This is a genomic window from uncultured Porticoccus sp. (genome assembly GCF_913061305.1).
Classification (GTDB): domain Bacteria; phylum Pseudomonadota; class Gammaproteobacteria; order Pseudomonadales; family Porticoccaceae; genus Porticoccus.
On sequence record NZ_CAJXST010000001.1, the window covers coordinates 1 to 18254 of the forward strand.

Below are 18254 nucleotides of genomic sequence, written 5' to 3' on the forward strand. Positions count from 1 at the left end.
CGTCAATTCATTTGAGTTTTAACCTTGCGGCCGTACTCCCCAGGCGGTCTACTTATTGCGTTAGCTGCGCCACTAAAGTCTCAAGGACCCCAACGGCTAGTAGACATCGTTTACGGCGTGGACTACCAGGGTATCTAATCCTGTTTGCTCCCCACGCTTTCGCACCTCAGCGTCAGTATCAGTCCAGTGAGCCGCCTTCGCCACTGATGTTCCTTCCTATATCTACGCATTTCACCGCTACACAGGAAATTCCACTCACCTCTACTGTACTCTAGTCAGACAGTTCTGGATGCAGTTCCCAGGTTGAGCCCGGGGCTTTCACATCCAGCTTATCAAACCGCCTACGCGCGCTTTACGCCCAGTAATTCCGATTAACGCTCGCACCCTCCGTATTACCGCGGCTGCTGGCACGGAGTTTGCCGGTGCTTCTTCTGTAGGTAACGTCAGGGCTGACAGTTATTAGCTATCAACTTTTCCTCCCTACTGAAAGTGCTTTACAACCCTAGAGCCTTCTTCACACACGCGGCATGGCTGGATCAGGGTTTCCCCCATTGTCCAATATTCCCCACTGCTGCCTCCCGTAGGAGTCTGGGCCGTGTCTCAGTCCCAGTGTGGCTGATCATCCTCTCAGACCAGCTACGGATCGTCGCCTTGGTGAGCCATTACCTCACCAACAAGCTAATCCGACGCAGGCTCATCCGATAGCGCAAGGTCCGAAGATCCCCTGCTTTCCCCCTTAGGGCGTATGCGGTATTAGCTCGAGTTTCCCCGAGTTGTCCCCCACTACTGGGTAGATTCCTACGCGTTACTCACCCGTCCGCCGCTCTACTCGCCTCCGAAGAAACTTTCGCGCTCGACTTGCATGTGTTAGGCCTGCCGCCAGCGTTCAATCTGAGCCATGATCAAACTCTTCAGTTTAATCTTTAACCTCTACCTTTCGATAAGAGGGAGCAGTTTCACAAAAACCCGCGATACTACTCAAAAACTTGGCTCAAACACTTTGGCTTACCAAATCGTATGAATTGATGAGTTACTTGCGTTTGATGATTCGTTATCACTCGAATCGTCTCAGCAAGCACCCACACGCATTATCTGATCTATTGTTAAAGAACGGTTGCTCTGTGCTTTGAGCGGGCTGCGTATTCTAATCATCGCCGCCTTAATGTCAACTGGTTTAAGCATTTAATCTTGCTTGGCAAATTCGTGCCTGCCTTGCCAGTTAACCCCGCTTCCGTGTTACCCGAAGCGGACGCGCATTCTAGCGCTTTAAACCTTGTTGTCAACGGCTTTCTTCAAAAAACTTGCTAGCCGTTGAACTCTCAAATTCGGGGCTTCACCCTGAACCGAGGCGCGCATTCTAGCGATTTATTTCTACCCGTCAACGCCTTTATAAACTTTTTTTATTCTGCACCGAAATTACCCAGACGAGCCGAACACAAAGAAAGGCTATCGATGCTTATGCCGGGAAGGATATTCCTAAACCAATTCAAGCAGATGGTATTTTTTCTTACCCAACTTGACGATAAAGAAGCGGCCAAACAATGCCTGGGCCGGCGCGAAAGAATGACTGGCCACAAGATTGTCAGCCTCATCTTTGGCAACACCGTTAACCCACACCGCCGACCGACCAAGCGCATCTTTAACTTCTCTGCCAGCCTTGGCCAGCCCACATTCCACCAACAACCCGGTCAGCGGTTTATCGTACAGATCTGTGGCGCTCAAATTACTGGCCGGCATGCCATCCTGCTTCAACTGTTCGAGATCACCCTCAGAGAGCTCATCCAGGCCATCCGTGAAAAGCGCCCGGGTTATCCGTTCAGCGGCCGTTACGCCTTCGCGCCCGTGAACCAACTCAGTCAGCTCCCGGGCAAGCAGGCCCTGCGCAGACCTTCTTCCCCCAGCCTCCAGATCGGCTCTCTCTATTTGCTCAATATCGGTCAAGGGCAGAAAAGTAAAGTAACGCAGAAATTTATAGACATCTGCATCGGCTGTATTTATCCAGAACTGATAAAAGGCATAGGGCGATGTCCTGGCCGGGTCCAACCAGACAGTCCCTGATTCAGTTTTACCAAACTTTGTGCCATCTGACTTCGTCACCAGCGGCAGCGTCATACCGTAAACGTGCTCGCCGTTCAGTCGCCGGGTGAGATCAATGCCACCGGTGATATTCCCCCACTGGTCAGAGCCTCCCAGCTGCACCGTACAACCATAGCGCCGATTCAACTCGGCAAAATCGTAGGACTGCAACAACATATAGGTGAACTCGGTAAAGGAAATACCCTCACCCTCCCGGCCAAGCCGCTGCTTGACCGACTCCTTGTTCACCATATTGTTGACAGAAAAGTGCTTGCCGACGTCACGCAGAAATGGCAGCAAATTCATCGGACCTATCCAGTCCAGATTATTCACGACCTCTGCAGCGCACCGGCCTTTATCAAAATCAATGAAGCGTGAGACCTGATTTTTTATGGACTCCACCCAATCCTCTACCAGATCGGCAGTGTTGAGCTTGCGCTCCTGGGATTTGAAGCTCGGGTCCCCAATCAGGCCGGTGGCGCCGCCCACAAGTGCTATGGGCTTGTGCCCGGCAAGCTGAAACCTGCGCAGAGCCAATAGCGGCACCAAACTTCCTATATGGAGGCTGTCAGCGGTTGGGTCAAAGCCGCAATAGACTGCACGGGAGCTGTCGGACAGGTGTTCAACCAGCGCGCCATCGCCTGTCATCTGGGCGACCAGCCCTCTGGACTGCAATTCTGCGATTAAATTCGGGGCATTTTCAGACATGCTGCCAATCCCAAATGGATGATTTTGAAGGGGGGCAAACATTACCTTATCCGTTCACAAAAACAAGTATTGGGGTGGATAAAACCTGTTGGCGAAGGTGGGACTGGGAGACTTTCTGTTATATATTGATACCTTAAACCAATAACCTAAGACGATTATTGAATCAATATGAGCCAAGCCAGCTTCTCATCAAGCACCAAAAACGAAACAATCGGACGCCAGCTGCTAGCAGGAAAACATTCCCGCCACCACCTGGCGATCCTCGGTTCATTGGCCGCTGCCATCTTCATCGGCCTGTCCGTATTGCCCAGCGAAGAGGTCGAAGCCAACCGCCAGGCGGCTGACATTGACTTAACTTTCCAGGAGAGCACAAACCGATTGTCGCACGAGCCGACGGCTACCCTGACAGATGCCAACGGCAAGACAACGCCTGTAGAAGAGCGTGCCGAGGAGAGCACCGACCAGGCAGATACGCTGACCTGGTCGACCACCACTGTGCGCAACGGCTCAAACCTGTCGACCATGTTTCAGCAGGTATCGCTGAGCGCCAGAGACGTTCACCGATTAATGTCCTCATCCCCACTGACCAAGCCATTGACCAGGATGCGCCCGGGTGAAGAGCTTCTGTTTGGGCTCAATGGGTCCGGGTCGCTGGGCCAGCTAATCTACAATAAATCCAAACTCGAATCCTACGTCTTCACTGAGCAGCCGAACACCGATGGTCCAGCCTTCAGTGCCGAGCATGTGTTACGTCAGCCCGATGTTATAAATGCCTATCGGGAGTCGACCATTGAAGACTCACTGTTTTTGGCTGGCGAACGGGCCGATCTGCCCCATAACACCATCATGGAAATTGCCAATATTTTCGGGTGGGATGTGGATTTTGCGCTCGATATCCGCAAAGGCGACAAGTTCTCGGTACTATATGAAGAAAAGTACCTGGATGGTGAAAAAATTGGTACCGGCAATATTCTGGTGGCGGAGTTCACCAACCGGGGCAATACCTTCCAGGCGGTTCGTTACGAAGACAGCAAAGGAGTAGCGAGCTATTACACCCCCGATGGCATGAGCATGCGCAAAGCCTTTTTACGTGCACCACTGGATTTCACAAGAATCAGCTCTAATTTCAACCTGCGCAGGATGCACCCCATCCACAAGAGCATTCGCGCCCATCGCGGCGTTGATTATGTGGCACCAAGGGGAACGCCGATCTTTGCCTCTGGTCAGGGCAAGGTCATCGCATCCGCATACAGCAAAGCCAATGGCAACTATGTGTTTATTCAGCATGGCCAAGGGTACACGACCAAGTACCTGCATCTCGACAAACGCACCGTCAAACAGGGCCAACACGTCAAACAGCGCCAGGTCATCGGCACCCTGGGCTCCACAGGCTATTCAACCGGGCCCCATCTGCACTACGAGTTCCTGGTCAATGGGGTACACCAAAATCCGCGCACCGTTTCACTGCCCAAAGCACAGCCCATAGATCCGGCGGAAAAAGCCAGATTCGTCAGTGCCACCAAGACATTAATGACCCGACTGGCACAAAACCGTCAAAGCTTCAGAGTGGCCCTGCTCACCGACAAAAAACCCTCTCAAGCCGATTGATCGCGCGATCAATGCCTGACAGAGAACTTTACATAGGCCTGATGTCAGGCACCAGTGCCGACTCCATAGATGCCGTTTTAGCCGACCTGTCAGGCGAACAACACCGTCTTCTGGCTACACTCAGCTGCGATATAGACGACCTCAAAAGCGACATTCACGAACTGGCCACCCCGGGCTCTAATGAGATTTCCCGTATGGGGCAACTGGACCGGGAGCTGGGGGTTCGCTTTGCCAATGCCGTCAACACACTACTTCACAGGGAGTGCATTGACAGCAGTCAAGTGATCGCCGTAGGCAGCCACGGCCAGACAATTCGTCATCTCCCGCCCGGACATGGCGACATGCACCCATTTACCCTGCAGATCGGCGACCCCAACACCATTGCTCATCTGACAGGCATCACCACCGTTGCCGACTTTCGCCGACGCGATATTGCCCTTGGCGGGCAGGGGGCACCGCTGACCCCACTTTTCCACCGTGCAGCATTCGAGAAACCCGGAACACCGAGGGTCATCATCAATATCGGCGGGATTGCCAATATCACACTGCTATACGGCGATGACGTGTCCAGCCCGCTGGGCTACGACACCGGCCCCGGTAACGGACTGATGGATAGCTGGATTCTGCAGTGTCTCGGCAAAGCCTACGATGACAACGGCCAGTGGGCCAGCGAGGGTCGTGTCATCCAGCCCTTGCTGGAACAGTTTTTAAAGACACCCTACCTGCTCAAAAAGCCCCCCAAGAGTACCGGCAGAGAGCTGTTTAACCCCGAGTGGCTGACACAACAACTGGCCAGCTTCGGGAATTCAGCGGACCCGGCCGACCTGCAAGCCACGCTGCTTGAATTTACGGCACAGACAATCAGCACAAGTATCAGAAAATCAGACGGACCAATAGCGGAGGCCTACCTTTGTGGTGGTGGCGCCTATAACGGCGCCCTTGTCAGTCGTATCAGCGCACTGCTAGCCCCGATACAGGTAAGCACCACAGAAGCTTTGGGAATACTGCCAGGATGGGTGGAAGCAATGGCCTTTGCCTGGCTTGCACAGCAAACCCTTGCCGGCAAACCGGGGAATGAACCTACCGTAACCGGGGCTTCAGCAGCCTCCGTTTTAGGCGCCATTCATCCCGCCTGAGCAAGCTGGCAACAAATCGCTCTACTGGAAACCACGCGTTTAAACTGATTTCTTCAAATGAGGTGGGCAAGCAGAAAAGTAAAAGCACCACGAGCACGGAAACGCTGCTCGACCCCCGACAATACAAACATCTCGACCACTTTTACCAGACCATCTCGCTCAATCCGGTCAGGAAACTGACGACATAACGTCAATATTTGAGGGTTGATATTTTGAATACTCCAAATCCAACTACACAGAAAAGGAGGAACCACACCCACAGGTGGTCGTGGCATTGGGGTTGGTTATCGTAAAGCGCGAACCCTGCAAACCCTCTTCATAGTCGACAGTTGACCCCGATAGATACTGAAAACTGAGCGGATCCACAACCACAGCTACGCCATCCTTGCTGACCAGGGTATCGTCTTCAGCAGTCACTTCATCAAAGCTGAACCCGTACTGAAACCCCGAGCAGCCACCACCGGTGACAAATACCCGCAGCTTGAGATCAGGATTTCCCTCCTCTTCGACAAGCGCTTTCACCTTTTCGGACGCGTTGTCCGAAATGTATAACGGCATCGGTGTAAATGTTGCAATACCTGACATGCATGCTCCTGAATGAATCGTAAGGAATGCATTAATCCATAATACCCAAGCATTCCACTCGGGTATTCTATCATGAAGCGCGGCTCTACTGCCTAGTGGCTTAGGCTTTTTCCAGCGAAACTTCTTCGACGGCTTCCGGCCCACTCTCTTCCGAAGGAGCTGCAGACTCTGGCTCAGCCTGGCTTTGATGGACAAAATTGCCGTTGACTTGAGCGCCCTTCTCAATTTCGATCAAGCAATAGTGCAAATTACCATCCACCACCGCCTTCGCCGCCAGCTCTACCTGATGATTGGAGTAAATATTGCCTTCAATACGGCCATTTATGACGACCACCGGAACAGTAATGTCGCCCACCACACGACCTTGCGGCAGGATGCGAACCCGTGCATCAGTACCATCATCAGCCTTGATATTGCCGGTAATATGCCCTTCAACTTCAAGGTTTCCAGCGAAATGAATGTCGCCTACTACGGAAGTTCCTCCGGCTACCAGTGTTGTCGCACCCGCTGCAAAGGGTGCCGGGGTTGTTTTCTTTCTCATGATCTACCTCATCAAGCCTCATTCAGCTGCCAATCAAAACTCCGCTCTACACGGGTATTTTCGGCACCGTCTTTCCACACACTCACCAGCACCGTCAATGGCTGGAAACCAGCAGGTATCCGTATGCTGCCTTCCAGAACTTGAAAATACTTGAACGTGACCTGCAACGGCGACGTATCGACCTCGGCATCCAGCGTGTCAAACCCTACAGAGAATGGCTGACCATCACTGAGACCCTCTACACGAATAACGACATTCACCTTGATTTTCTTCAGATTGGCCGCTTTTTGCTGAACAATCAAACGGTAAGCCACCGCCCCGTTTTTCCCGCCGGATTTCAGCACAAGCCTGCCGATTTGCAGGCCCGCCTCCTTATCGTTCTCCTGCAGAAGGTTTTGATATAGACCCAGCTCCTCTTCGTTCGCGGCCAGCTTTTGCTGCAAAGAGGTCACCAGTTTTCTGACGGATTCCAGAGAGGTCGCATCAACCTGGGCACCAAGTTCTGCATTTGCCAGTTGCTGCTGCAGCTGCAAATTCTGCTCACGGACCGACTTGAGCTCTTTCGCCAAAGCCCTGCCATCGGTCACGGTCCGATCAAAAAACCCGCCCCCCAGTAAAAAACCAACACCACAGGCGACAGTTACAGCCAACACCCAAAGCACCAGCTCCAACCGTCGATGCCCGGGCCTGTGGGGCCTGACGATTAACTGTTCCGGCTCTGTTCTGGACATCAGGGAAGCAGTGCAGGCGCCAGTAAACCGGCCTTCTCTGAAAGGCCAAACATGATATTCATGTTCTGGATAGCCTGACCCGAGGCACCTTTTACCAGGTTGTCCTCGGCCGCCAACACCACAACCTTGGTTCCATTCTCCGGCCGAAACACACTTATTCTGCAAACATTGGAGCCGCGTACCGAGCGCGTCTCCGGATGGCTACCGGCCGGCATCACATCGACAAAAGGTTCATCCCGAAAGCGATCTTCATAGAGTCGCTGTAAATCCACCTCGGTATCCAGCAAATTGGCATAGAGTGTGGAATGAATACCCCTGATCATGGGCAGCAGGTGCGGCACAAAAGTCAGTCCCACCCCGGATCCCGCAATGTCCTCCAGACCCTGCCTGATTTCCGGCAAGTGCCGGTGACCGGGAACGGCATACGCTTTGAAATTATCACTGGTTTCAGCCAGCGACGTTCCGATATTCGCCTGACGCCCGGCACCACTGGCACCGGAGGCCGAACTTGCAATCAAGTCTCCCTGATCCACCAGGCCCTGCTCCAGCAGGGGCAGAAAACCAAGCAGAACACTGGTGGGATAACAACCGGGACAGGCGATCAGACGACCGTGCCGGATCGCTTCACGATTCAGCTCCGGCAAGCCATAAACAGCCTCGGGCACGAGCGCCTGAGCGGTATGGGGCTGCTTGTACCAAGTCTCCCAAAGGGCCACATCGCGGATCCGGAAATCCGCTGACAGGTCAATCACCCGCACACCTTTCTCGAGCAGGCCGGGCGCTGTCAGCTGGGCAACCCCATGCGGGGTGGCAAAAAAGACCACATCACAGCGATCGAGATCGCCGGCGGCAGGATCGGTAAAGCACAGGTCGAAGTGCCCGCGAAGATTCGGAAACAGCTCGGCCACGGGCCGCCCGGCCTCACCACGGGAAGTGATCGCCGTCACCACCACATCGGGGTGAACCGCAAGCAATCTCAACAATTCAACGCCGGTGTAACCGGTCCCGCCAACAATACCTACTTTGATCACGATATAAATGTTCCTGTTATGCCTGGATTTAGCTACCTATAATAACGCAAACCTCAGGCCAATAAACGGGCTCTGTCCCGCAACAATCGGAGCGCAGCAGATGACCTCCACAGAGGAACAGAAAAGCCGTCTCGGAAAACGCTGGCCTTCACGGCGACTGGATGCCTTCCGCGCGCGCCTTGCTCACACCGACGCCCTGCCCCAGCTAGCTGTGCTGGGCTGCATTAGCGGACTACTGACGGCGCTCATCGCCATCGCTTTCCGGCTCTCCTTTGAGTGGCCCCTCGCCTTATTGTTACCACAGGGCAGCGAATCTTTTGAAATGCTCAGCCGCACCGCCAATTTTATCCTGCCCGTAGTCGGGGCACTGGTGATCGGACTGATCATGCACAGCTGCAAGACGGAATACCATGCCGTCGGCGTCGGCCACATTCTCGATCGAATGCAATACCATCAGGCGCAACTGCCGGCGGCCAACGGACTACTGCAGTTTGGCGGCGCCACCATTGCTTTACTGAGCGGCCATTCCGTGGGCAGGGAAGGACCTGCCGCCCACTTGGGCGCCGTCTGCTCCAGCCTGCTGGGTCAGAAGCTGCAATTGCCGAACAACAGTCTGCGCATACTGGCTGCCTGCGGCGTAGCGGCGGCCATCGCTGCATCATTTAACACGCCGCTGGCAGGGGTTATTTTTGCCATGGAAGTGGTGTTAATGGAATACACCATTGCCGGGTTTATCCCGGTCATTCTGGCAGCCGTCAGTGGCGGCGTGGTTTCGCGAATCGTATTCGGCTCAGAACCCGCCTTTGCCATTCCCCTTATCGAAATGGGTAGTCTGTGGGAAATCCCTTTTCTGCTGGCATGCGGCCTGGTCATCGGCCTGGCGGCGGCGGCCATGCTCACGCTCTACGCTTTCTCCACAAGATTCCGGGAGCGTCCGGTGCTACTGAGAATGCTTTGTGTGGGAGTCTTGTGTGGCGCCGTCGCCACTGTGGTACCGCACATTCAGGGGGTCGGCTATGACACTGTCGAACAAGCCTTGCTGGGCGAACTGGGAGTGGGCCTGCTGATCGGAATTGTCGCGGCAAAAATACTGGTGTCCAGTGTCTCGGTCGGACTGGGTTTACCCGGGGGCATCATCGGGCCCAATTTTGTCATCGGTGCCTGCCTCGGCGGGGCACTGGGCATCGCGGGCAGTCTTTTTCACCCGGATCAGGCATCGTCCACCGGCTTTTATGCCATCATCGGTATGGGTGCAATGGTGGGTGCCGTACTGAACGCACCCCTTGCTGCGCTTATCGCTGTACTGGAACTGACCTATAACCCCAATATTCTCTTACCCAGCATGCTGGTCACTGTTATCGCGACGATTACCTGCCGGATGCTGACACGTATGCCCGGTCTTTTCTCCATTGGTCGCGATGGCTATAGCTCACCGCGGTTCCAGAGTCTGAGCCGGGCCGGTGTCACCAGCCTGATGAAGCGCGACTTTATCTCACACTCCCGCCATCTGCCATTCGAGCGCATCGATGACCTGCTGAAAAGTAAACCCCAATGGATTGTGATTGAGGATGTCGGCGAACCGAAACTCATCATGAGACCCGCCGATCTCGCTCGCTATATGGAGGAACAACTGGCCCTGGAACCGGATACCACTATCGATCTACAGGAGATTCCTGCGGAACGATGGCCCATTCTGCCAATACACCCCCGCGCCACCCTGCAGGAAGCCCTGCTGGTCATGCAGCAGAACGATGATCAGGCGGTCTATGTCAGCCAAACCGCAGCGCCGCTGATGAGCGAAGTTGCTGGTATCATCACCCGCCAGGATATCGACAACTATTACCAATAAGGATCAGCGAATGGCACTGATAAAAGAATTTTTGCTGGGCGGCCAAAGCTGGATCACGGCGTTTCACATCATCGCTGTGGTCAGCTGGTTTGCCGCGCTGTTCTACCTGCCAAGACTATTTGTCTACCACGCCATGGCCGAGGATCGGATCAGCATCGAACGCTTCAAAATCATGGAGCGCAAACTTTACCGGGGTATTGCAAACCCATCAATGATAGTCGCCGTTGCGCTGGGCATTGCGCTGTTTTCCATCTACCCGAACTACTTCCTGAACAGTGGCTGGTTTCAGGTAAAAGTAGTACTGGTACTACTCCTCATCGCCTACCATTACAGCTGCCTGTATCTGCTGAAGCAGTTCAGGGATGACAGGAACACCCGCAGTCATGTGTTCTACCGGTGGTTTAACGAAATTCCCGTATTAATGCTGATTGGGATCGTGGTGATGGTTATAGTCAGGCCGTTTTAATCCACCCGGCTAAAAGCCGCTATCGGACTGCGACAAATATTCCAGTTCCTCAGCGGTAGACGCTCTGCCGAGCACCTCATTGCGATGGGGAAAGCGGCCGAACTGTTCAATGACGGCCGCATGCCGCTCGGCATAATCCAGAAATCCGGTGAAAGTTTCCCTGTGTGCAGCGGGCACCTGGGCCAGCAAGTGTCGGTACAACACCACACTGCGGCGCTGAATCTCCCGGCTTTCCGCATGCTCCAGAGGCAGATAAAAGAAAACCCGCTCAATCGGCCGCAACTGTTTATCCATGCCGGCGTCAATACCGGAGAGACTCCAGTTCAACGCCAACCTGTCGGCATTGAAGGCAATTGACGAGTCCCGATAGATATTCCGCGAGAACTGATCGAGGACAATGATCGCAGACAGGCGACTCTCGGCGAATTGCAGCCAGTAGCGATTACCGCCATTGATGAGCACCTGCAGGAAGGGTTCAAAGCGGTCGCGTATATCAGCGTCCACCTCGGGACTTTTGCTCCACCAGATTGGCGACTGTTGACGGGCGCAAACTGCATCGTCAGGCTCTGTACCAAACCAATAATCAAGGATCAGTTGCCAAGCTGGCTCCGCCCTGTTCATCACACCTCCGTCGTGGCTTTGAATAGCGTCTTCATGCCCAATCAAGGATAATAACTTTCTTTCATTTATCAACGAAAATAGCTTAAAACCATGCAACGATCAGAGCAACTATTTACAGCAGCCCAGCGCCACATCCCCGGTGGCGTCAATTCACCCGTCCGCGCTTTCAAAGCCGTTGGCGGCACCCCGGTTTTTTTTGATCACGCCGCGGGCTCACACCTTTTCGATGTGGATGGCAAACGCTATATCGACTACGTACTTTCCTGGGGGCCGATGATTGCCGGGCACAATCATCCCGATGTCATCGCCGCCGTCAGCGAACAGCTGAAGAAAGGCATGACCTTTGGTGCACCCACGGCACTGGAAATTGAACTGGCAGATGAACTCTGCGAGCGGGTGCCGGGGCTGGACATGGTGCGCATGGTCAATTCCGGCACTGAAGCCACCATGAGCGCGATTCGTCTGGCGCGGGGTTTTACCGGTCGCGACAAAATCATCAAGTTCGAGGGTTGTTACCACGGCCATTCGGACTCGCTACTGGTGAAAGCCGGTTCCGGGGCATTAACCCTGGGGGTGCCCAGCTCACCGGGGGTGCCCGCGGCGCTGGCGGATCACACCATCACGCTGACCTACAACGACATTGCCGGGGTGGAACAGGCGTTTGCTGAAATTGGCGACCAGGTGGCCTGTGTCATTCTGGAGCCCGTCACCGGCAACATGAGCTGCATTCCTCCCGCGCCCGGCTTTCTCGAGAGCCTGCGCAGTCAGTGCACCGAGTACGGTGCACTGCTGATCATTGATGAAGTGATGACCGGTTTCCGGGTGGATCCCCGCTGTGCGGTGGGCCGCTACAATATAGATGCCGACCTGATCACCCTGGGTAAAGTCATCGGCGGCGGCATGCCGGTGGGCGCCTTTGGCGGCAAGCGCAAAGTCATGGAACAGATCGCGCCGCTGGGGCCGGTCTATCAGGCCGGCACCCTGTCCGGCAATCCCGTGGCCATGGCCGCCGGGCTGGCGACACTGGCATTGATGACGCGACCCGGCTTTCACGATCAACTCTTTGCCAAAACCACACAATTGGTCGAAGGCCTGCAAGCCCGCGCCGATGCCGCCGGCATTCCCATGACCACCAACCATGTGGGCAGCATGTTCGGGGTATTCTTCACCGAAGAAAAAGCCGTCACCAACTATCAGCAGGTCATGGCCTGCGACACCGTGCGCTTTGGCAAATTCTTCCACGGCATGCTGGATGCCGGTATTTATCTGGCTCCGGCAGCCTATGAGGCAGGCTTTCTGTCCTCCGCCCACAGCGATGAAGATCTGATATTCACCCTGGACGCGGCGGAGCGGGTCTTTAAAACGCTGTAAAATCGCTCGCCAGCGTATGAGGAAAGAAGAGAATCACTGCGACAGCTTCGATGCCACACAGCAATCCTGTCAGAAGTCCCTTGGTAAAATCTCTAGGGCGAAGCGGGTTTGTGAGAGGAAGCGGAGTTGTGAAAAAAAGTGCCGCTTCGTAAAAAATGCTGAACCTGTCTTATCACCGGCTCCGCAGCCATCATAAAGGTATGTGTGTAGGGCATCTCGATAAAATCCGTCATCCCCTCGACCCGGGTGTTTTCAACACTCACCTTGCCATCGTCGGGATTGGGCAGACTCTGCGACAAAATGGGATTAATCGAACGGGTTCCGGCAATAACCCCGAGGGGGAAATCCACCGGTCCCAGTGAACGCGGCACACTGCCTTCGCCAGTCCCCAACTGCTGCCCTGCGGGGCCGTTTAGCCACTCGTAACCCGGCACGTCACGCCACTCATCCGCGACTTCACTCCCCTGGTTCGGTGGCGCCAACATCACCACACGCCCCAGCCTGGCAATACTTTTATCGGCCAGGTAGTAGCGGACCAGAATGCCCCCCAGCGAGTGTGTGACAAAATGTATCGTCTCCACCGGCTGCCGGTCACAACCCGCGATGCCCTCCTCCACGGCCATCGCCGCCAGGCGATCGATGGTTTCCTCACGGGACGGATAGCCGACATTCACCACGCGATAACCGCTGGTGGACAGCGCTTCCTCCAGCTCATCCATTGAGTTGGCCGTTCGCGCCAGGCCATGCAGCAATACCACACACTCATGATCCGCCTGTGCGACCAGAGGCATAAACAGAAAAACCGACAAGAGAGAGACAAGTATTTTCATGGCGTAAGCATAAGCGAGAATCGAGTCTGAAGTTCATCTCCTACGGCTTTGTGCCGCAAAGAAATCCGAGGGTATTGGCCTTGCATGATTACCAGACAAACACCAAACTGGTTCAAACAACCGCTTAACAAGGAGAGTCTCAGCCATCTGGAGTTTTGAATTAAGAACGTCATGAAACCACCCCCACTTGTACAAGCACATAAACAAAGATACGCACTGGCCCTGGGCTTGGCGGTTCTTCTCACCCTGACGTGGTGGCTAAACGCCAGCCGGGTAGAGTCGGCAAAACTTCCCGATTTCAGCATTATCAGCGATATTCCCGAGCTAAAAACCCGTTTTTTTGAGTTTCTGGAGCCCCTTGCCAAGGCCGCCAATCAGACTGTTCTGGAGGACCGCGACTGGCTGCTTGAACTAAAAAGCGAACTGGATCAGGACAAACAACCCGGCTGGATCAAACAGCGGTCACTCAATCACATTGCGGTTCGATACAGTCTCGATGACAAAAAGTTAGCGCCCGGGGAACTCGTCGAGCAGCTACTGCTGCGCGTCGATACCATCCCCGTTTCCCTAATTCTGGTTCAGGCCGCCGCCGAATCCGGCTGGGGACGATCCCGTTTCGCCCGGCAGGGCAATAATCTTTTCGGAGAGTGGTGCTATACAAAGGGTTGCGGCCTTGTACCCACAAACCGGCCAGCGGGGGATACACATGAAGTCAAGGCCTTTGATCGCCCCTACGACTCGGTGACCAGTTACCTCCATACCCTGAACACCCACCCCGCCTACAAAAGTCTGAGACAGAAACGCCAGGCACTACGCAGCACCGATCGAGCAGTGACCGGCTTTGCCCTGGCAGGCGCACTGATTTTTTACTCGGAACGGCGTCAGGCCTATGTCAACGAAATAAAAACCATGCTCCGGCAATACAATCAGTTGATGGACAAATGATGACTCTTAAATATTGGCTGGCAATTCTCTGCCTGCTCGCCTTTAGCAAGCTGGCTCTGGCCGCGGACCATGGCGTGATTTTGCTGTATCACCATGTCGACACCGACACCCCAATAAGCACCAGCATTAGTCCAGCCGACTTCAAAGCCCACCTGCAATTGATCGACGAGCGTGGCTATCAGGTCAAACCCCTCAGCCAACTCCTGACAGAACTCGATAGTGGCGGCACGGCAGACAAGGCGGTTGCCATCACTTTTGATGATGCCTATATCTCGGTCTACCAAACAGCCTTCCCCTTGCTAAAAAAACGCGGCTGGCCCTTTACGGTTTTTGTAAATGCCCAGTCCGTTGATGAGCAGCAAACCCTGCAAATGAGCTGGGATCAGCTTCGGGAACTCGCTGACTACGGTGCTGAAATCGGCAACCACGGCCTGACCCACGCCCAGCTGGTGCGCTATCCCCAGAACGAAACCCATAGTGAATGGCTGGCGCGCATGGACCATGAAGTCATCGAAAATGAGCGGCGTCTGAACCGTGAGATACCCCAGCGCAGCCAGGGAGAACAGCGACTCTTCGCCTTCCCCTTCGGCGAATACAATCCTGAACTACTGGGCCTGCTCAAGCAGAAAGGCTATTACTCCATCGCCCAGCAATCCGGTGCGGTCGCCAGCCCAACCCAGGATGTCATTCCCCGCTTTCCGCTGGCGGGCAACTGGGCCAGGCGGGAACGGCTCAACACCGCACTGCAAAGTCAGCCACTGCCCGTTATCCGTGTCGATGCCGGCGCCATGATCGCAACGCCGGAGCAAGCAGCTTCCGTACTGACCCTGACCATAGCACCCGGCTTTAATCTGGCCAGCATTAGCTGCTACAACGCCAGTGGCGTCAAACTGGCGGTGAACATATCGGGAAAAAATCAGATTGAGGTCACTCTGCCGCGCTGGACACCGGGCCGTCAAAAAGTGAACTGCACGGCGCCGGTTGGCGATGAACTGGGCGCCTATTACTGGTATAGCCAGTTGTGGATCATCGAATAGAAGCATGTCGCAAACCGCGGCTCCTGAGCTGCTCTACTAATGTAAGGCGCTCCCCATAAAAGCAGCAGAGCCCATCTGAGCATCACCTGTGAACACAAAGCCCGTTGTTAAAAGCCTGTGACGCCCCGGCCAGGACAATGCCCAGCATCACGCTCTGCTGAAGAATCAGCTGCGCAAGCCATGCTCCAACCTGCTCCCTAGCAGTTTTGACCGGGCATAAGCCTCTATAATACCGCCTGATTTCATTATCATGTAACCACAACCAACAACATCTGGCAGGCTTCATGGCGCACCGTTTTCTTCCCCGCTGGCTTATCCATGCCTTACTGCTGCTCATGCTCTTCACGCTTGTCGCCGTGAGCTATGGCTACTGGTTCCTGCGCGAGAGCCTGCCGCTGCTCGAGGGCACAGTCACCAGCGAACACTTACAGGGCTCCGTCACGGTGGAGCGGGACGCTCAGGGTATCCCCACCATTGCCGGTGAAAGCCGCAACGACACCGCCTTTGCCCTGGGCTTTCTCCACGCCCAGGAGCGTTTTTTCCAGATGGACCTGCTGCGCCGCAACGCTGCCGGCGAACTCTCCGAGCTGTTCGGCATTCTCGCGCTCAATCACGACAAAGCCGTGCGCGTTCACCAGTTCCGCAAACGCGCCTTACGGGCATTCAGGGCACTGGGTCCGGAAGACCGGGCGCTGTTGCAGACCTACACCGAGGGGGTCAACAAGGGACTGAGCAAACTGGGCAAGGCACCCTTTGAATACGCCTTGCTGCGTGCGACCCCGAAACCCTGGCAGGAGGAAGATACCTTCCTGGCCCTGTTCAGCATGTACATTGATCTGCAACCGGAACTGGACGAGTACGAGCGCTCTCTGGCAGTACTGCGGGATACGCTGCCCGCCGACTGGTTCGCCTTCCTGGTTCCCGAGGGCGGCGAATGGGATTCCCCCATACAGGGCCAGGCCTACGCCTTCAACGACCGGCTACCCAAACAACCCCTGGCGCAGTTGCAATCACCGGAAGATGGCGACTCCTATCACGATTTCGTCGCAGTGGGTTCCAACAACTGGTCCGTGGGTGGCGCTCTCACCGACTATTCCGCCGGCATGCTGGCCAATGACATGCACCTGGGGCTAAATGTGCCCAACATCTGGTATCGCGCCTCCTGGTATCTGCCCGCAGACAACCGCCGCGTCACCGGTGTCACCCTGCCCGGCGTCCCGGTGATGGTGGTGGGCTCCAACGAACATATCACCTGGGGATTCACCAACTCCTACGGCGACTACCAGGACAGCATCGTGCTGCAACTGAATGACGCGGGCGACGCCTACCTGACGCCCGGCGGGTGGCGGCCCTTCACCACCGAAACCGAAACCCTCAAGGTAAAAGGCGAACCCGACCAGACCCTGAAAATCAGACACACCATCTGGGGGCCGGTGATTGGCGGGGATCACAAACACCGCCTGTTAGCCCTGCGCTGGGTCGCCCACGACCCGGAGGGCGCCAACCTCAATCTGCACCGCCTTGAAAATGCCGACACCGTCAGTGAAGCCCTGACCATTGCCGCCAGCGCGGGCATTCCGGGACAAAACTTCAATGTTGTGGACAGCGCCGGCGATCAGGGCTGGACCATTGCCGGGCGACTGCCCAAACGGGTGGGATTCAGCGGTGAAGGGCTGTCATCCAAATACCCCCAGGACTGGTCCACCGGCGAATACCGCTGGGATGGCTACCTAAGTGCTGCCGACTACCCACGGGTAATCAACCCGGCGGGCAACCGCATCTGGACCGCCAACGCCCGGGTTGTCTCCGGCATCATGCTAGACAAAATCGGTCACGGCAGTTATGCCCTGGGTGCCCGCCAGCAACAGATTGCCAAAAATCTGCACGACAGCAACCACTTCAGCGAACAGGATATGCTGGCCATCGCCCTGGACGATCGCGCTCTGTTTCTCAGCCGCTGGCAACAATTGCTGCTCAAGCTCGTCCGGGAACACAACGACAGCGACGCAACCATCAACAACACCGACACCCTGATCGACCTGCTGGAAAACTGGCAGGGCCGGGCCTCGAAAAGCTCCACCGGCTACCTGATCGTCAAACGTTTCCGGGAAAACGTCATCGGTGCCAGCACCGGACGCGTGATACAGAAGCTGGATAAAGAGATCGACTTTTTTGATCCCGTGCGTGTCAGTATCTACCTCGAATACCCCACCTGGACGTTGATTAACAAACAGCCCGCCGAACACACCCCCGCAGGCTACCGCGACTGGCAGGAATTCCTAGTGGCACAGGCCAACCAAACCATTCGAGAACTCACCCGAAACGGTAATCCTCTGCGAGAACAGCGCTGGGGCGAGACCAACACCCTCGACATCCGCCACCCATTGAGCGGCTCCATTCCCCTGCTGGGCGGCCTGCTCAACACGCCCAGTGAAAGCATGGCCGGCGACACCTATATGCCACGGGTGCAAAAACCCAACATGGGCGCCTCGCAACGCATGGTGGTAGCACCGGGCCACGAAGACAAAGGGATATTCCATATGGCCGTCGGCCAGAGCGGCCACCCGTTATCCAGCTATTACACACTGGGCCATCGGGATTGGGTGGAAGGCAATGCCAGCCCTTTTTTGCCGGGACAGAACCGCTGGCATCTGACCCTGACCCCGGAGTAGGCAGTCAACATCAACACCGCCACAGAGTCCCGGTTGCCCTGATTACG

15 protein-coding genes and 1 rRNA gene are annotated in these 18254 nt (G+C 55.4%); 8 read left to right on the forward strand and 8 right to left on the reverse strand.

Annotated features, from left to right (window positions below):
• Together QZ516_RS00005 and tyrS are read right to left on the reverse strand one after the other, a co-directional pair.
• A 16S ribosomal RNA gene (locus QZ516_RS00005) occupies positions 1–918 on the reverse strand; the annotation flags it as partial.
• Between the two features lie 558 nt (positions 919–1476).
• A complete protein-coding gene (gene tyrS / locus QZ516_RS00010; RefSeq protein WP_297184571.1) occupies positions 1477–2784 on the reverse strand; it encodes a tyrosine--tRNA ligase in 1308 nt (435 codons plus the stop codon).
• Between the two features lie 168 nt (positions 2785–2952).
• Here tyrS and QZ516_RS00015 point away from each other — a divergent pair, with 168 nt between their 5' ends.
• Positions 2953–4392 carry a peptidoglycan DD-metalloendopeptidase family protein gene (locus tag QZ516_RS00015; protein WP_297184573.1) on the forward strand — a complete coding sequence of 480 codons (1440 nt, stop codon included), beginning with the start codon at positions 2953–2955 and terminating at the stop codon, positions 4390–4392.
• Between the two features lie 11 nt (positions 4393–4403).
• Positions 4404–5528 (forward strand): anhydro-N-acetylmuramic acid kinase, encoded by a 1125-nt coding sequence (locus QZ516_RS00020; RefSeq protein WP_297184575.1) that lies wholly within the window; start codon positions 4404–4406, stop codon positions 5526–5528.
• A gap of 231 nt (positions 5529–5759) precedes the next feature.
• Here QZ516_RS00020 and erpA read toward each other — a convergent pair whose 3' ends face one another.
• From erpA to argC, 4 genes are all read right to left on the reverse strand, one after another.
• Positions 5760–6113, reverse strand: a complete 354-nt coding sequence (gene erpA, locus QZ516_RS00025) for an iron-sulfur cluster insertion protein ErpA (RefSeq protein ID WP_036858695.1) — start codon at positions 6111–6113, stop codon at positions 5760–5762.
• A 100-nt stretch (positions 6114–6213) separates the two neighbouring features.
• Positions 6214–6654, reverse strand: coding sequence for a polymer-forming cytoskeletal protein (locus tag QZ516_RS00030; RefSeq protein WP_297184577.1), 441 nt, complete (start codon positions 6652–6654; stop codon positions 6214–6216).
• An 11-nt stretch (positions 6655–6665) separates the two neighbouring features.
• A complete protein-coding gene (locus QZ516_RS00035; RefSeq protein WP_297184579.1) occupies positions 6666–7385 on the reverse strand; it encodes a DUF6776 family protein in 720 nt (239 codons plus the stop codon).
• Positions 7385–8416: an N-acetyl-gamma-glutamyl-phosphate reductase gene (argC, locus tag QZ516_RS00040; protein ID WP_297184581.1), complete on the reverse strand. Its 1032-nt coding sequence runs from the start codon at positions 8414–8416 to the stop codon at positions 7385–7387. Before argC ends, QZ516_RS00035 begins: the two co-directional genes overlap by 1 nt.
• A gap of 100 nt (positions 8417–8516) precedes the next feature.
• On the opposite strand from argC, the gene QZ516_RS00045 reads away from it, so the two are divergent.
• Together QZ516_RS00045 and hemJ are read left to right on the forward strand one after the other, a co-directional pair.
• The gene (locus QZ516_RS00045; protein WP_297184583.1) at positions 8517–10265 is read left to right on the forward strand and encodes a chloride channel protein; all 1749 of its coding nucleotides are present in this window, start codon (positions 8517–8519) and stop codon (positions 10263–10265) included.
• Between the two features lie 10 nt (positions 10266–10275).
• Entirely contained in the window at positions 10276–10731 is a 456-nt protein-coding gene (gene hemJ / locus QZ516_RS00050) for a protoporphyrinogen oxidase HemJ (protein WP_297184585.1), read from the forward strand.
• 9 nt (positions 10732–10740) lie between these two features.
• Here hemJ and QZ516_RS00055 read toward each other — a convergent pair whose 3' ends face one another.
• Entirely contained in the window at positions 10741–11352 is a 612-nt protein-coding gene (locus tag QZ516_RS00055) for a DUF924 family protein (RefSeq protein WP_297184598.1), read from the reverse strand.
• A 90-nt stretch (positions 11353–11442) separates the two neighbouring features.
• Here QZ516_RS00055 and hemL point away from each other — a divergent pair, with 90 nt between their 5' ends.
• Positions 11443–12723, forward strand: coding sequence for a glutamate-1-semialdehyde 2,1-aminomutase (hemL, locus tag QZ516_RS00060; protein WP_297184600.1), 1281 nt, complete (start codon positions 11443–11445; stop codon positions 12721–12723).
• A gap of 92 nt (positions 12724–12815) precedes the next feature.
• Here the strand turns inward: hemL and QZ516_RS00065 are convergent, their stop codons facing one another.
• Positions 12816–13553: an alpha/beta fold hydrolase gene (locus tag QZ516_RS00065; RefSeq protein ID WP_297184602.1), complete on the reverse strand. Its 738-nt coding sequence runs from the start codon at positions 13551–13553 to the stop codon at positions 12816–12818.
• 171 nt (positions 13554–13724) lie between these two features.
• Here QZ516_RS00065 and QZ516_RS00070 point away from each other — a divergent pair, with 171 nt between their 5' ends.
• The 3 genes from QZ516_RS00070 to QZ516_RS00080 all read left to right on the forward strand — a co-directional run bounded on the left by QZ516_RS00070 (position 13725) and on the right by QZ516_RS00080 (position 18207).
• Complete coding sequence (locus QZ516_RS00070) at positions 13725–14498, forward strand: glucosaminidase domain-containing protein (RefSeq protein WP_297184604.1); 774 nt, start codon at positions 13725–13727, stop codon at positions 14496–14498.
• Positions 14495–15535, forward strand: a complete 1041-nt coding sequence (locus tag QZ516_RS00075) for a polysaccharide deacetylase family protein (RefSeq protein WP_297184606.1) — start codon at positions 14495–14497, stop codon at positions 15533–15535. The genes QZ516_RS00070 and QZ516_RS00075 overlap by 4 nt, the downstream gene beginning before the upstream one ends.
• A 284-nt stretch (positions 15536–15819) precedes the next feature.
• Positions 15820–18207: a penicillin acylase family protein gene (locus QZ516_RS00080; protein WP_297184608.1), complete on the forward strand. Its 2388-nt coding sequence runs from the start codon at positions 15820–15822 to the stop codon at positions 18205–18207.
• Positions 18208–18254: the final 47 nt, after the last annotated feature.